The organism is Mesorhizobium metallidurans STM 2683 (assembly GCF_000350085.1).
In the GTDB taxonomy this organism is placed as follows: domain Bacteria; phylum Pseudomonadota; class Alphaproteobacteria; order Rhizobiales; family Rhizobiaceae; genus Mesorhizobium; species Mesorhizobium metallidurans.
This window is the reverse complement of the sequence record NZ_CAUM01000067.1, coordinates 1-14,643: the sequence shown is the minus strand read 5'-3', so window position 1 is coordinate 14,643 and position 14,643 is coordinate 1. Positions and strand designations below refer to the sequence as shown.

Genomic DNA, 14,643 nt, shown 5'->3' with positions numbered 1-14,643 from the left:
GCAATGTCCAAGGTCCGGCCCGAAAAGAAAAGAGGACGCAAGGGCAAGGCGGTCTGCGCCTTGTTGCTGGCGACCAGCGTCTTTGCCTTGCTGCGGCCGGCGCTGCCTTACGCCCAGGAGACCGAGTTGCGTGGCGAGGTTTCGGAATCGGCGATCCTGGACGACCAGCAGCGCAAAACCAGGCAAATGGCCAGTTCCCGGAATCTGGCGACAACGCCCGGCGCGACTGCCCGGGGGGACGCGCCGGCACCCACCTATAAACCGGCCAGTCCCGGCGCGGTACCGGACGACGCGGGCACGGCAGCCACGACCGGCAGTATTTTCGATCCGCCCGCCGCCACCGACGACCCGTTTGCCGACAACCCTGGCCCCGTCCCGCCGCGCCGCTCGGCAAGCGCCAGACAACGCGCCGCCGATCAAGACAAGGCGGAGGACGAGGCCGGCGACAGCAAGAAGACAAAGAAAACCAGCGTCGACACAACAAGCACGGCCACGACGGATGACACCGACACCGCCGAGACGGATCAGGACACCAATCGCCGTGCCGTGACCATTGATTCCGCCGACAGGCTGCAGCTTGACCCTGGCGCCGAGCGTGCCGAGGCCATCGAGGGTCAGGACAAGAAGGCAGAGGACGACCCCTTCGCCGCCACCGGCATCAGACTCGGCTCCTTCGTGATCAGGCCGACGCTCGAGCAAGGCCTGACGGCGACGTCGAACGCCGATTCGAGCAATGGCGGCAAGCCGGCGCTGCTGTCGGAAACGACGTTGCGCTTCAACGCCGTCTCCGACTGGGCGGAGAATTCAGCTGTCATCGACGGCTACGGCACCTTTCTCAAGACCATATCGGGCGACGAGGTTCAGGAGGCGCGGGGCCGTGTCGAAGGCACGCTCAATGTCGACCTCGACAACGAGCTGCGCGCCATCGCCAAGCTCGGTTACGAGGCGGCGCCCGAATCGGCTTCGTCGCCGGTCGTCATCGAAGGCACCGCCGAGCAGCCGGTGCGCCAGACCATCGACGGCAGTCTCGCGGTCGAGAAGGATGCCGGCAAGATGCGCTTTGCCCTGACCGGCGCGGTCGAGCACGACATCTATGGCGATGCCAAGCTTTCGACGGGTGGATCGCTGTCGCAGAAAGACCGCGACTCCACGCTCTATACGGCGACCTTGCGCACTGGCTACGAGATCTCGCCCGCCATCACACCCTTCACCGAGGTCGAGGTCGGCCGCCGGCTCTATGATCAGCGTATCGACTCCAGCGGCTTCGAACGATCCTCGACACGGCTCGGCGCCCGGGCCGGCGTCGAACTCGACATGGGCGAGAAGCTTGCCGGCGAATTCTCCGCCGGTTGGCTCAGGGAAGCCATCGACGACGACCGACTGCAGGCGATTTCGGGCGCCACGGTGAACGCCGACCTCAAATGGTCGCCCGAACGCGGCACCACGATCGGCCTTACCGGACAGACGACCGTCGAGGGCACGACGACCGCTGGACAAAGCGGCGACATCCTTTATTCCGGCCGCCTTACCGGCGAGCGGGAAATCCGTGCCAACCTGACCGGCAACGCGGCCCTTGGCGCGGATTGGCGCGATTATGCAGGGTCCGACGGCCATGATCTGACGCTGAGCGCCGAGGCGGAGCTGACATGGTGGCTGAATCGCTATGCCGGCCTCACCACCCGCGTCAGGACCGAAAAGCAGACCAGCAACCTGGAGGGCCGCGACTACACGGCCAACAGCATATTCCTTGGCGTGAAGGTTCAGCGGTAAGGCAAGCCGACCGGCATCGACAAGCGGCCTAAAAAGCAGCGCCCCGTCGCTCCGACGGCTTCAACTCGTCGAGCAGCGTGCGGATGACGCCCGCCATGCTCGCATTCATGTCGCTGCGCCACAGCGCGAAGGCGACATTGGCCTCGACAAAGCCTTCCGGCGATCCGCAATCGAAGGTGCGTCCTTGATAGTGGTAGCCATAAAAGGGCTGCTGTTTTTCCAGTTTCAGCATCGCATCGGTGAGCTGGATTTCGTTGCCGGCGCCCTTCTCCTGGCTTTCGAGTATCCCGAATATCTCCGGCTGCAGGATGTAGCGTCCGTTGATGTAGAGATTGGAGGGCGCGGTGCCCGTCTTTGGCTTCTCCACCATCTCGGTGATGCGGAAACCATGATGCGTATCCTCGCCGCGGCCGACGATGCCATATTTATGGGCTTCGGCCGGGTCGCATTCCTGGACCGCGATGATGTTGTTGCCGGTCTCGGCATAGAGCTCGACCATGTCCTTCATGCAGCTTTTCTCCGACTGCATGATCATGTCGGGCAAGAGCAGCGCGAAAGGCTCGTCGCCGACCAGTTCGCGGGCGCACCAGACGGCATGACCAAGGCCCAGCGGTACCTGCTGGCGGGTGAAGCTGGTCTGCCCCGGCGCGGGCTGCAACCGCTGCAGGCGGGCGAGCTGGTCGTCCTTGCCGCGCTGAGCAAGCGTGTCATAGAGCTCGAACTGGACGTCGAAATGATCCTCGATCACCGCCTTGTTGCGGCCGGTCACGAAGATGAAATGCTCGATGCCGGCTTCGCGCGCCTCGTCCACTACATATTGGATGACTGGCCTGTCGACGACGGTCAGCATTTCCTTGGGGATGGCCTTGGTGGCCGGGAGAAACCGCGTGCCGAGGCCGGCGACCGGGAAAACTGCCTTGCGAACTCTCTTCATGCAGCCAATTATCCGCTTGCGAGCCCGTTCGGCAATCCCGCTTCGAGACATTTTCATGCCGGAATCGAGGATTACTGACCAGCCAGATGAAAATTTGCGGTTACTAAAGCACCGAAGCGTCTTTTCGTTCCCAACGACGCCTATGGTAAACTAAATCCTAACCGGGTTCGGCGATGAATGATCTTCCTGTGATGAAAAAGGAGGAAAATATGTCCCTACGCAATGCAGCAAGGCGCCTGACAAGCGTCATGGCGGCCGCCGGCCTCTCACTTGCCTTGCTGTTGCCCGCCGGGTCGGCTTTTGCCGACGCCGGGTTCCGCCAATGGGTTGCCAGCTTCCGCGCTACCGCGGTGCAGAACGGCGTTTCCGGCGCTGTCTACGACCAGGCATTCAGGGACATCAGGGATGCCGACCCGGAGGTGCTGGAGAAAGCGCGCTTCCAGCCCGAATTCACGGCGCCCGCCTGGGACTATTTCGACAATCGCGTCCATGACCAGTCGATCGCCATCGGCCAGCAGATGGCAAGGAAATGGAAGCCGTGGCTGGACAGGATCGAGGCCAAGTACGGCGTCGACCGCAACATCCTGCTGGCCATCTGGTCGATGGAATCGAACTATGGCGAAACCCTCAAGCGCGACGACATCATCCGCAGTGTCGTGCGTTCGCTGGCAACGCTTGGCTATGCCGATCAGAGACGGTCGAAATATGCCCGCACCCAGTTGATCGCTGCCTTGAAGATCCTGCAAAGGGGCGACATCGACGAAAGCCAGCTGGTCGGTTCATGGGCAGGCGCGATGGGCCATACCCAGTTCATTCCGACCAGCTACCAGTCCTACGCAGTCGACATGGACGGCGACGGCAGGCGTGATATCTGGAATTCGATTCCCGACGCCCTGGCAACGTCTGCCAATCTGCTTAGAAAGAACGGTTGGCAGGCCGGCAAGACGTGGGGCTATGAAGTCGTCCTTCCGGACGGGAAGAAATTCCCGAAGGGATCGATGTCGCTGTCGCAATGGCAGGCGCTGGGTGTCACGCGTGCCAACGGCAAGCCGTTCAGGAATGGCGCGGACAAGGCGACGCTGAAAGTGCCCGGCGGACGCGGTGGACCGACTTTCCTGATGATCAAGAATTTTTCGGTCATCAAGCGCTACAACAATGCCGACAAATACGCGATTGCCGTCGGTCTGCTTGCCGATGATATCGCCGGCTACGGTGGACTTGTGCAGGATTGGAAGCGGCCTTTCACCAAGCTCTCCTTCGAAGAAAGGCAGGAGCTCCAGCAGAGGCTTTCCGAGCACGGCTACTATTCGGGCAAGTTCGACGGCAAGATCGGCGACGGGTCGAAAGCCGCCATCATGGCCTTCCAGGCGAAGGCCGGCTTGACCCAGGACGGACATCCGAGCATGGAAGTGCTCAAATGGCTCAGAAAGAACTAGAGCCGTCTACAGCGCGCGTCCCTTCGAACGCGCAGAGGACGCTGTAGCACGTTAATTCGCGTGCATGGCCCCTTCCGAAAATCCGCTTTCGGGCCATGCGCGCACAGGGATGGAGAGGGTGATTGGTTTCGGCTGCGCGCATCCGGGTGATCCTTCGTCGCGTGCCGGTACTCGCTCTGGCCATTGTCGTCCTGGTGGCGGGCATCGCCGGCGCCTTTCACACGCCGGCCATGGCGCAGGAAGAAAGTCGCGGCTGGTCTCTGCGCGACCTGTTGTTTCCACGCCGGAGCGAGCGGTTGGAACCGCCGCTGCGGATCGAACCGCCCCGGCGAATTCAGCGAGCCAGGCCGCCCAAGCCAAAGGCAAGAAAGCCTCGTGCGGCTCCCCGGGCGCCGGCCGAGCCGACAACCCCTGTGGTCGAGAAAGCGCCGGACGCCCGCACCGTCCTGGTGGTGGGCGATTTCATTGCCTCCGGTTTGGCCGAAGGCCTGGATGCCGCTTTTGCCGAAAACGCTGGCGTCAGGATCGTCGTTCGCGGCAATGGTTCGTCCGGTCTCGTGCGTGACGACGTCTACAACTGGCCCGAACAGATCAAATCGCTGATCGAGACTGAAAAGCCCGCCGCCGTGGTCGTCATGCTGGGTTCCAACGACCGGCAGCAAATGCGTATCGACGATACGCGCGAACAACCGCGGTCGGAGAACTGGACCAAGGAGTACGAGCGCCGGACCGAGGCGCTCGGCAAGGCCATCGCATCGACCAAGGTTCCCTATCTGTGGGTCGGCATGCCGGCATTCCGGGTGGCGAAGATGACCTCCGACATGCTGGCTTTCAACGACATTTACCGGTCGGCGGCCGAAGGTCACGGTGGTGAATTCGTCGACGTGTGGGACGGTTTCGTCGACGAGAACGGCGCCTTCGTCATCAGCGGGCCCGACATCAACGGCCAGGCGGTGCGGCTGCGCACCGATGACGGCATCAATGTGACGAGAGCCGGCAAACGCAAGCTCGCCTTCTATGCCGAAAAACCGCTGCTGAAGATCCTGGGGCTGAGTGCACCGGGAGGCGTCACGACCGCCGCCGCGCCGGCTGGCGCTCCCGTTGAGGCACCGGCGGCTGCGGCCGCGCCCATAGAAGTCGACCGAACCGTACCGATGCTGCTCAGCGATCCCGCGCTCGATGGCGGCTCGGAACTTCTCGGCGCCGTCCCGCTGAAAAAGGCGGACAGGTCCGGCGAAAAGCTGGTCATCAAGGGCAAAGCACCCGATGCATCGCCCGGCCGCGCCGACGATTTTTCCTGGCCGCCCAAGGTCCAGCCCGCGACGGCAGCCGCTGGAAACGACACGACGACGGCCATCAATCCTTGATACGACAAGCTCCCGGAGATCGTTTCGAAACTCGCTCCTGTGAGTCATATGAGCGTGTTTTCGAGAACCGGAGCGGAGCGTACATTTGAGTACGTGAGCACCGGCCTACGCCGGCCGTAGCCTTAACTACCACGACGGCTCATAAGTGCTCCGGCCGGCGAAGGCCGGAAGCGCAGAAAACGCCCGCAGATGGCCCGCAGGAGTAGGGTTTCCAAACGATCTCAGCGTGGCAGGACGGTCGATCCCATCAGCGCCTCGTCGATCGCACGCGCCGCCTGGCGGCCTTCGCGGATCGCCCAGACGACCAACGACTGGCCACGGCGCACGTCGCCCGCTGCATAGAGCCTGTCGACGCTGGTCCTGTAATCGCGGTCGTTGGCCTCGACATTCCTGGAGCGGCGGCTGTCGGTGGCGATCTTCATCTGCCCGTCCAGCTCCTGCACCACGCCGGCCGCGGCCGGCCCGGCAAAGCCGATGGCGATAAAGGCCAGATCCGCGCGGATGACGAATTCGGTACCGGCGATCGGCTTGCGCTTTTCATCGACCTCGCAGCATTTGACGCCGGTCAGCTGGCCGTCCTCGCCAATGAACTCCAGTGTCGCCACCTGGAATTCGCGTTCCGCGCCCTCGGCCTGCGAGGACGAAGTGCGCATCTTCGTCGCCCAATAGGGCCAGACCGCGAGCTTGTCTTCCTTCTCCGGCGGCTGCGGGCGGATGTCGAGCTGGGTGACGCGCACGGCGCCCTGGCGGAAGGCGGTGCCGACGCAGTCGGAAGCGGTGTCGCCGCCACCGACGACGACGACATGCTGGCCGCCGGCGACGATCGGGGGCGAAGGCCAAGCGACCGACTGGATCGCTTCGCCGCCGACACGCTTGTTCTGCTGCACCAGATAGGGCATCGCGTCATGCACGCCCTCAAGATCGTCGCCGGGAATGTCGGCGGCACGCGGCGTTTCCGAACCGCCGCAATAGAGCACCGCATCATATTCGGCGAGCAAGTCCGCCACCTTCTTGTCGACGCCGACATTGACGCCGCAGTAGAAGCTCACGCCCTCGCCCTGCATCTGCTCGATGCGCCGGTCGATATAGTGCTTCTCGATCTTGAAGTCGGGGATGCCGTAGCGCATCAGCCCGCCCGGCCGGCTCTCGCGCTCATAGACATGCACGTCATGGCCGGCGCGGCCGAGCTGCTGGGCGCCCGCCATGCCGGCCGGCCCCGAGCCGATGACCGCGACGCGCTTGCCCGTCTTCCTCTCCGGCGGATAGGGCCGGATATGGCCGGTCTCGTAGGCCTTGTCGGCGATCGCTTGCTCGACAGTCTTGATGGCGACCGGGATGTCCTCGAGATTCAGCGTGCAGGCTTCCTCACACGGCGCCGGGCAGATGCGGCCGGTGAATTCCGGGAAATTGTTGGTCGAATGCAGGTTGCGGATCGCGTTGTCCCAGTCGCCATTGTAGACGAGGTCGTTCCAGTCCGGGATCTGGTTGTGGATCGGACAGCCGGTCGGCCCATGGCAAAACGGAATGCCGCAATCCATGCAGCGCGCCGCCTGTTTCTCGACCTCCTTGTCCGACATCGGCAGCGTGAATTCGCGGAAATGCCGGATGCGGTCGGAGGCCGGCTGGTACTTGTGCACCTGCCGGTCGATCTCGAGAAAGCCTGTTACCTTGCCCATAGTCCAGTTCCTGCTGTCCAGATGGTGCGGTTTTCGCCGCACCCGTTAACCTCTTGAGGCAGCCATGGCAACCTTCAGCACGAGGTCAGGATTGTCGATGAGGCCCGTGCCGGGAAGCCAGGCTTCCCGGCAGCCGCAAAATCTATTCCGCCGCCACGCCCATGCGCATGCGTTCCATCTCGATCAGCGCGCGGCGGTATTCGACCGGCATGATCTTGCGGAATTTCGGCCGGAAAGTCGTCCAGTCGTCGAGGATCTCGCGACCGCGCACCGAACCCGTATAGTGGACGTGATTCGAGATCAGCTGGTAGAGCCGTTCCTCGTCATGGCTGGTCATGTCGCCTGACACGTCGACGCGGCCCTTGTGGTCGAGGTCGCCGCCATGATGGAGCAGCTTTTCCATCAGATCGTCTTCTTCCGGAACCGGCTCCAGCTCGACCATCGCCATGTTGCAGCGCTCGGCGAAATCGCCCGCCTCGTCGAGCACATAGGCGACGCCGCCCGACATGCCGGCGGCGAAGTTGCGGCCGGTCTGGCCGATGACGACGACGATGCCGCCGGTCATGTACTCGCAGCCATGGTCGCCGACGCCTTCGACGACGGCGGCCACGCCGGAGTTGCGCACCGCGAAACGCTCGCCGGCGACGCCGGCGAAATAGGCCTCGCCCTCGGTCGCGCCATAGAGCACCGTATTGCCGACGATGATGGATTCGGCCGCGACGATCTTGGCCTCTTCCGGCGGACGGATGACGATGCGCCCGCCCGACAGGCCCTTGCCGACATAGTCGTTGCCGGCGCCGACCAGGTCGAACGAGACGCCGCGCGCCAGGAAGGCGCCGAAGGACTGTCCGGCCGTGCCGGTGAGCTTCACCGAAATCGTGTCCTCGCGCAGCCCTTTATGCTTGAAGCGCTTGGCCACTTCGCCCGACAGCATCGCGCCCGCCGAGCGATCGACATTGCGGATCGGCAGCTCGATGCTGACGGGTTGCCGGCTTTCGAGCGCCGGCTTGGCCAGCTCGATCAGCTTGCGGTCGAGCACATCGTCGATCGGGTGCTTCTGCCGCTCGGTCCAGTGCACCGCGTGATGCGGCGCATCCGGCTTGAAGAACATCTTGCCGAAATCGAGCCCGCGCGCCTTCCAGTGCTCGATCACGTCGCGCTTCTCCAGCAGGTCGGTGTCGCCGATGATCTGGTCGATGTGGGTGTAGCCCATTTCGGCGAGCAGCTCGCGCACCTCTTCCGCCACATAGAAGAAGAAGTTGATGACGTGCTCTGGCGTGCCCTTGAAGCGCTTGCGCAGCACCGGGTCCTGCGTCGCCACGCCCACCGGACAGGTGTTGAGGTGGCACTTGCGCATCATGATGCAGCCGGCCGAAATCAGCGGCGCGGTCGAGAAGCCGAACTCGTCGGCGCCAAGCAGCGCGCCGATAATGACGTCGCGGCCGGTGCGCAGGCCGCCATCGACCTGCAGCGCCACTCTGCTGCGCAAGCCGTTGAGCACCAGCGTCTGGTGCGTCTCGGCAAGACCCATTTCCCACGGGCTGCCGGCATGCTTGAGCGAGGTCAGCGGCGAAGCGCCGGTGCCGCCATCATAGCCCGATATGGTAATGTGGTCGGCGCGCGCCTTGGCGACGCCGGCCGCGACGGTGCCGACGCCGACTTCGGACACCAGCTTGACCGAGACATCCGCCGCCGGATTGACGTTCTTCAAATCGTAGATGAGCTGCGCCAGATCCTCGATGGAATAAATGTCGTGATGCGGCGGCGGCGAGATCAGGCCGACGCCAGGCGTCGAGTGCCTGACCTTGGCGATGGTGGCATCGACCTTGTGGCCGGGCAGCTGGCCGCCCTCGCCGGGCTTGGCGCCTTGCGCGACCTTGATCTGCATCACATCGGAGTTGACCAGATATTCCGCCGTCACGCCGAACCGGCCGGAGGCGACCTGCTTGATCGCCGAGCGCTCGGGATTCTTGCCGCCGCCGGGCAGCGGCAGATAACGGTCGGCCTCTTCGCCGCCCTCGCCGGTATTCGACTTGCCGCCGATGGCGTTCATGGCGCGCGCCAGCGTGGTGTGCGCCTCCCTGGAGATCGAGCCGAACGACATCGCCCCGGTCGAGAACCGCTTGACGATGTCGGCTGCCGGCATGACCTCGTCGAGCCCGACCTTCTTGCGTCCTGTCTCCTCCGCGAGCCTGATCTTGAACAGGCCGCGAATGGTCTGGGCGCGGGCCGTCACACTATCGATCTGGGCGGAATACTCTTTGAACGTTTCCCACGAGCCCTGGCGCACGGCGTGCTGCAAGGTGGCGACAGCATCGGGCGACCAAATATGCGCCTCGCCCCGCATGCGGTACATGTATTCGCCGCCGACTTCGAGGCTGTTGCGCAGCACCGGGTCGTTGCCGAAGCCGTCGGAGTGGCGGCTGACCGTCTCTTCCGCGATCTCGTCCAGCCCGACGCCTTCGATCAGCGTCGCGGTGCCGGTGAAATACTGCTGCACGAAATCCGACTTCAGCCCGATGGCGTCGAATATCTGCGCGCCGCAATAGGACTGGTAGGTCGAGATGCCCATCTTGGACATCACCTTGAGGATGCCCTTGCCGATCGACTTGATGTAGCGGGAGACGACTTCATAGGCGTCGACCTCTTTCGGCAATTCACCGCGCTTGTGCATATCGAGCAGCGTGTCGAAGGCGAGATAGGGATTGATCGCTTCGGCGCCGTAGCCGGCGAGGCAGCAGAAATGATGCACCTCGCGCGGCTCGCCGGATTCAACGACGAGCCCGACCGAGGTGCGCAGGCCCTTGCGGATCAGATGGTGGTGCACCGCGGCCGTGGCCAGCAGCGCCGGTATGGCAATGCGGTCCGGTCCGAGCTGACGATCGGACAGGATGATGATGTTGTAGCCGCCGGCGACCGCCGCTTCCGAGCGCTCGCACAGCCGGTCGATGGCGCCCTGCATGCCCGCAGCGCCCTCGTTCGAGCCATAGGTGATGTCGATCGTCTTGGTGTCGAAGCGGTCCTCGGTGTGGCCGATGGAGCGGATCTTTTCGAGATCGCCATTGGTCAGGATCGGCTGGCGCACTTCGAGGCGCTTGCGGCGCGAATTGCCGACGAGGTCGAAGATGTTCGGCCGCGGCCCGATGAAGGAGACCAGGCTCATCACCAGCTCCTCGCGGATCGGATCGATCGGCGGGTTGGTGACCTGGGCGAAGTTCTGCTTGAAATAGGTGTAGAGCAGCTTCGACTTGTCCGACATCGCCGAAATCGGCGTGTCGGTGCCCATCGATCCGACGGCTTCCTGGCCGGTCGTCGCCATCGGCGACATCAGCAGCTTGGTATCTTCCTGGCTGTAGCCGAAGGCCTGCTGGCGATCGAGCAGCGAGACATCCTTGCGCAGTGCGCGCGGCTCGACCGGCTTCAGATCTTCCAGGATGAGCTGCGTATTGGCGAGCCAGCTCTTGTAGGGGTGCCTGGTCGCGATTTCCGACTTGATCTCCTCGTCCGAGATGATGCGGCCCTTTTCCAGGTCGATCAACAGCATGCGGCCGGGCTGCAGCCGCCACTTCTTGACGATCCGTTCCTCCGGCACCGGCAGCACGCCGGCTTCGGAAGCCATGATGACGCGGTCGTCATCGGTGACGATGTAGCGCGCCGGACGAAGGCCGTTGCGGTCCAGCGTAGCGCCGATCTGGCGGCCATCGGTGAAGACGACCGCAGCCGGTCCGTCCCACGGCTCCATCAGCGCGGCATGGTATTCGTAGAAAGCCTTGCGGTCTTGATCCATGAGCTTGTTGCCGGCCCACGCTTCCGGGATAAGCATCATCATGGCGTGGCTGAGGCTATACCCGCCCTGGAACAGGAATTCGAGCGCATTGTCGAAGCATGCGGTGTCGGATTGGCCGTCATAGGAGATCGGCCAGAGCTTCGAGATATTGTTACCGAACAGCTCGGAATCGACCGACGCCTGACGCGCCGCCATCCAGTTGTTGTTGCCGCGCACGGTGTTGATCTCGCCATTGTGGGCAACCATGCGATAGGGATGCGCCAGCTTCCACGACGGGAAAGTGTTGGTCGAGAAGCGCTGGTGGACCAGGATCAGCGCGGTTTCAAAGCGCGGATCGGTGAGGTCCTTGTAGTAGGCGCCAACCTGATACGCCAGGAACATGCCCTTGTAGACGATGGTGCGCGCCGACAGCGACACGCAGTAGGAACCGATGTCCTTGTTGTCGTTCTCGGCGTAGATGCGGCCCGATATGACCTTGCGCAGCAAATAGAGCCTGGCCTCATACTCCTCGTCATCGGTAATGTCGGCCGTGCGGCCGATGAAGACCTGCCGGTGAAACGGCTCGGATGCCACGATGTCCGGAGCCTTCGACAGCAACGAATTGTCGACGGGCACGTCACGGAAACCGATCAACGGAAGCCCCTCGGACTGAGCCGATTCGGCGATGATGTCCTCGATATGGGCGCGAAGTGCCGCGTCCTGCGGCATGAACCAGTGGCCGACGCCGTACTGGCCCGCCGGCGGCAGTTCGATGCCCTGGGCTGCCATTTCCTCCCGGAAGAAACGGTCCGGAAGCTGCACCAGCACGCCGGCGCCATCGCCGACGAGCGGATCGGCGCCGACGGCGCCGCGATGCGTCAGGTTTTCAAGCACCGCAAGCCCGTCCTTGACGATCTGATGCGACTTGACGCCCTTCATGTTGACGATGAAGCCGACGCCGCAGGCATCATGCTCGTTACGCGGATCGTAAAGGCCCTGGGCGGCGAAGCCGTTGGCGGTTCGCCCAATTTTGGTCAGGCCAGTGGTGATGGACGTATTTTTGACGGCTGCCGCTTTCGTCTGCGCGGCCTGGCCGTTGATCGCAGATGGCGTCAATTCCGTCATCATCCTGTCCTCCATTCCGCGCCCCATAGGGCGCTGGTTTGCGTCGGGAAGCGCGTGGCTTCCCCTTCATCCTTGCGGCACGTCTTGCGAAATCCTTGCCGAACCATGCGACTTTCCGCATGCTTCGCATATGGTATTCGTACTGGCCAGAGCCGGGCCGTCTACCTGTCGCTCGCAGCTATAGCCGGAGAGGCCAATGATACGCCACTCCAGCCTGATTTGTACGACAAAATAAGACAGCACTACTGTCCTAAATTTTTATGACAGAAATCCTGGACGGGCACAAGACCGATTCACAAAAATCTTAGGCATCTTGCGACACAAAATTTCGTGAGAAGATTGCGAAACGTAAGCTTCGGTCGCAAGCAGCCTTCCGCTGCCGCCTGGCTTTACCGCTTTTTCGGCGCGTGGCCCTTGCGCGCCAGAGGCCAAAGCGGTCAAGGTCGCGCCCGTTTTGCAACCGATTTACAGGCTTCCCGATGTTCTTTGCATCCGACAACTGGGCGGGCGTCCATCCCGACATCTCGGCCAATTTATCCCGGCATGCCGCGGGCATCGCGACCGCCTATGGCGACGGCGAGCTCGACCGTGCCATCTACCGGCGCTTCAGCGAGATTTTCGAAAAGGAGGTGGCGGTGTTCTTCGTCGCGACCGGCACCGCTGCCAACGCGCTCTCCATGGCGGCGTGCAATCGTATTGGCGGCGTCGCCTTCTGCCATTCCGAAGCGCATATGAATGTCGATGAGTTCGGCGCGGCGGGCTTCCATACCGGCGGAGCGCGCATGTCGCCCGTTCCCGGGCCATTGGGACGCATAAATCCGCAGGCTCTCGACCGGGCCATCACGCGCTATTCACAGGATCTCGTCCCCGCCGGCCAGCCGATGGCGGTGACGATCACCCAGGCGACCGAGGTCGGCACCGTCTATACGGTCGAGGATGTCAAGGCGATCGCTGAAGTGAGCCGACGCCACGGGCTGCCTCTGCACATGGACGGCGCGCGCTTCGCCAATGCGATTGCCGCGACGAACATCAGCCCGGCGGAAATGACCTGGAAGAGCGGCGTCGACATCATTTCCTTTGGCGGCACCAAGAACGGCTGCTGGATGGCCGACGCGGTCGTCGTCCTGAACCCCGATGTCGGGCATGAACTGCGCCTGCTTCGCCAGCGCGCCGGGCAGACCTTCTCCAAGGCGCGCTTTATCTCGGCTCAGTTCGAAGCCTATTTCACCGACGAACTATGGCTGAGGATGGCCCGCCACGCCAACGGAATGGCGGCCCGGCTGGCCGAGACGATCGAAGACGCGCCGGCCGGCAGGCTGGCCTGGTTGCCGCAGGCCAATGAGGTTTTCGCGATCCTCGACCGCGCCAAGGCCGAAAAGCTGCAGGCGGCCGGCGCGAAATTCTACGAATGGGGCGTGCCGGACGGCTTCGATGGTCACCTCGGCGACAATGAAGCGATCTACCGTTTCGTCGCTAGCTTCGAGACCACGGCGGAAGAGGTTGATCACCTTGGTCACCTACTCGCCGGAAAGCGAAGCGGTTAACCCAAAAAGGGCGCGCCAGCGGCTCAAGGCCAAGCAGGATCAGAAACCAAGCGCCGGAAGATCGCCGGGCTGATCCGCTGCCTGAGCAGTTGGCCGAGCCACATGCCGCGCAAAGCCGGTGCGACGGCCAACGACGACAGCGCGATATGCTCGACCTGGAAGGCTCCATGTGAGGTAGGGCCGGCGGCCAGCGCCATTGTGGACACGGTGAGGGCCAGTACCATCGGTTGGGGGTGGCACGGGCACCAAGGCAAACAAAAGCGGCGCCTTTCGGCGCCGCTTCAGAGACTTTACGCTGAACTGCGATTACGCAGCGGTCTTGGCCTCGATCTGCTTGGCCTTGGCCGAAGACGCGGTGATCGCGATCTTGCGGGGCTTCAGCTCCTCGGGGATGTTGCGCTTGAGGTCTACGAAGAGCAGGCCGTTCTTCAGCGTGGCGCCGACGACATCGACATGGTCGGCAAGCTGGAAGCGGCGCTCGAAGGCGCGCGAGGCGATGCCGCGGTAGAGCAGCTCGGAACCTTCGCCATTGCCCTCTTCCTTGCGCTCACCCTTGACGGTCAGCACATTGCGGTGGGCCTCGATCGAGATTTCCTCGTCCGAGAAACCGGCGACAGCCATCGAGATGCGGTAGGAATCCTCACCGGTGCGCTCGATATTGTAGGGCGGATAGGTCTGCGCGCCGTCGGGCTGCGCAAGCGTATCGAGCATGGTGAACAGCCGGTCGAAACCGACGGTCGAACGATAAAGCGGGGAAAAATCAACGTGACGCATGGTGTGTTCTCCTGTTGAGCAACATGGTTTGCGTATGGCCGGTGCGAAACCCGTTGAGGCGTTCCGGATGGGCCAGCGGCCCCGACATTGGCGGCCGCATCCGACATTTGGGGAGCAGGCGAAAGCATTTCAAGATTTTGCCTCCCGCTAAAAAAGCCGGCCATGTTTCGATGAACGGCAGATGAACCGACGCTTCGGCGCGCGTTCAGACAGCCGGCGCTATGGTCTCCTCAAGATAAGGACAGTCGTCA

At 63.1% G+C, this 14,643-nt stretch carries 9 protein-coding genes; 4 read left to right on the top strand and 5 right to left on the bottom strand.

What is annotated here, in order from left to right; genetic code table 11:
- Positions 1-3: 3 nt before the first annotated feature.
- On the top strand, positions 4-1,770 hold the full coding sequence (locus MESS2_RS11775) for an outer membrane beta-barrel protein (protein WP_008874452.1): 1,767 nt from the start codon (positions 4-6) through the stop codon (positions 1,768-1,770).
- A 28-nt stretch (positions 1,771-1,798) separates the two neighbouring features.
- Here MESS2_RS11775 and galU read toward each other — a convergent pair whose 3' ends face one another.
- Entirely contained in the window at positions 1,799-2,713 is a 915-nt protein-coding gene (gene galU / locus MESS2_RS11770) for a UTP--glucose-1-phosphate uridylyltransferase GalU (RefSeq protein WP_209436094.1), read from the bottom strand.
- Between the two features lie 200 nt (positions 2,714-2,913).
- Between galU and MESS2_RS11765 the strand changes: the two genes are divergently transcribed.
- Entirely contained in the window at positions 2,914-4,140 is a 1,227-nt protein-coding gene (locus MESS2_RS11765; RefSeq protein WP_008874450.1) for a lytic murein transglycosylase, read from the top strand.
- A gap of 122 nt (positions 4,141-4,262) precedes the next feature.
- A complete protein-coding gene (locus MESS2_RS11760; RefSeq protein ID WP_008874449.1) occupies positions 4,263-5,507 on the top strand; it encodes an SGNH/GDSL hydrolase family protein in 1,245 nt (414 codons plus the stop codon).
- A 221-nt stretch (positions 5,508-5,728) separates the two neighbouring features.
- On the opposite strand, the gene MESS2_RS11755 is transcribed toward MESS2_RS11760, so the two are convergent.
- A complete protein-coding gene (locus MESS2_RS11755) occupies positions 5,729-7,183 on the bottom strand; it encodes a glutamate synthase subunit beta (RefSeq protein WP_008874448.1) in 1,455 nt (484 codons plus the stop codon).
- A 142-nt stretch (positions 7,184-7,325) separates the two neighbouring features.
- Positions 7,326-12,074: a glutamate synthase large subunit gene (gene gltB / locus MESS2_RS11750; protein WP_040592743.1), complete on the bottom strand. Its 4,749-nt coding sequence runs from the start codon at positions 12,072-12,074 to the stop codon at positions 7,326-7,328.
- 479 nt (positions 12,075-12,553) lie between these two features.
- On the opposite strand from gltB, the gene MESS2_RS11745 reads away from it, so the two are divergent.
- Positions 12,554-13,618 (top strand): threonine aldolase family protein, encoded by a 1,065-nt coding sequence (locus tag MESS2_RS11745; RefSeq protein WP_008874444.1) that lies wholly within the window; start codon positions 12,554-12,556, stop codon positions 13,616-13,618.
- Positions 13,619-13,641: 23 nt separating this feature from the next.
- On the opposite strand, the gene MESS2_RS11740 is transcribed toward MESS2_RS11745, so the two are convergent.
- Together MESS2_RS11740 and MESS2_RS11735 are read right to left on the bottom strand one after the other, a co-directional pair.
- A complete protein-coding gene (locus MESS2_RS11740; protein ID WP_209436092.1) occupies positions 13,642-13,815 on the bottom strand; it encodes a hypothetical protein in 174 nt (57 codons plus the stop codon).
- A 109-nt stretch (positions 13,816-13,924) separates the two neighbouring features.
- Positions 13,925-14,392 (bottom strand): Hsp20 family protein, encoded by a 468-nt coding sequence (locus tag MESS2_RS11735; RefSeq protein ID WP_008874442.1) that lies wholly within the window; start codon positions 14,390-14,392, stop codon positions 13,925-13,927.
- Between the last annotated feature and the right edge of the window lie 251 nt (positions 14,393-14,643).

What these genes read in the sequence shown, in the direction of transcription:
- MESS2_RS11775 (WP_008874452.1), top strand. Translation starts at nt 4, where the DNA reads ATGTCCAAGGTCCGGCCCGAAAAGAAAAGAGGACGCAAGGGCAAGGCG.
- MESS2_RS11765 (WP_008874450.1), top strand. Translation starts at nt 2,914, where the DNA reads ATGTCCCTACGCAATGCAGCAAGGCGCCTGACAAGCGTCATGGCGGCC.
- MESS2_RS11755 (WP_008874448.1), bottom strand. Translation starts at nt 7,183, where the DNA reads ATGGGCAAGGTAACAGGCTTTCTCGAGATCGACCGGCAGGTGCACAAG.
- gltB (WP_040592743.1), bottom strand. Translation starts at nt 12,074, where the DNA reads ATGACGGAATTGACGCCATCTGCGATCAACGGCCAGGCCGCGCAGACG.
- MESS2_RS11745 (WP_008874444.1), top strand. Translation starts at nt 12,554, where the DNA reads ATGTTCTTTGCATCCGACAACTGGGCGGGCGTCCATCCCGACATCTCG.
- MESS2_RS11740 (WP_209436092.1), bottom strand. Translation starts at nt 13,815, where the DNA reads ATGGCGCTGGCCGCCGGCCCTACCTCACATGGAGCCTTCCAGGTCGAG.
- MESS2_RS11735 (WP_008874442.1), bottom strand. Translation starts at nt 14,392, where the DNA reads ATGCGTCACGTTGATTTTTCCCCGCTTTATCGTTCGACCGTCGGTTTC.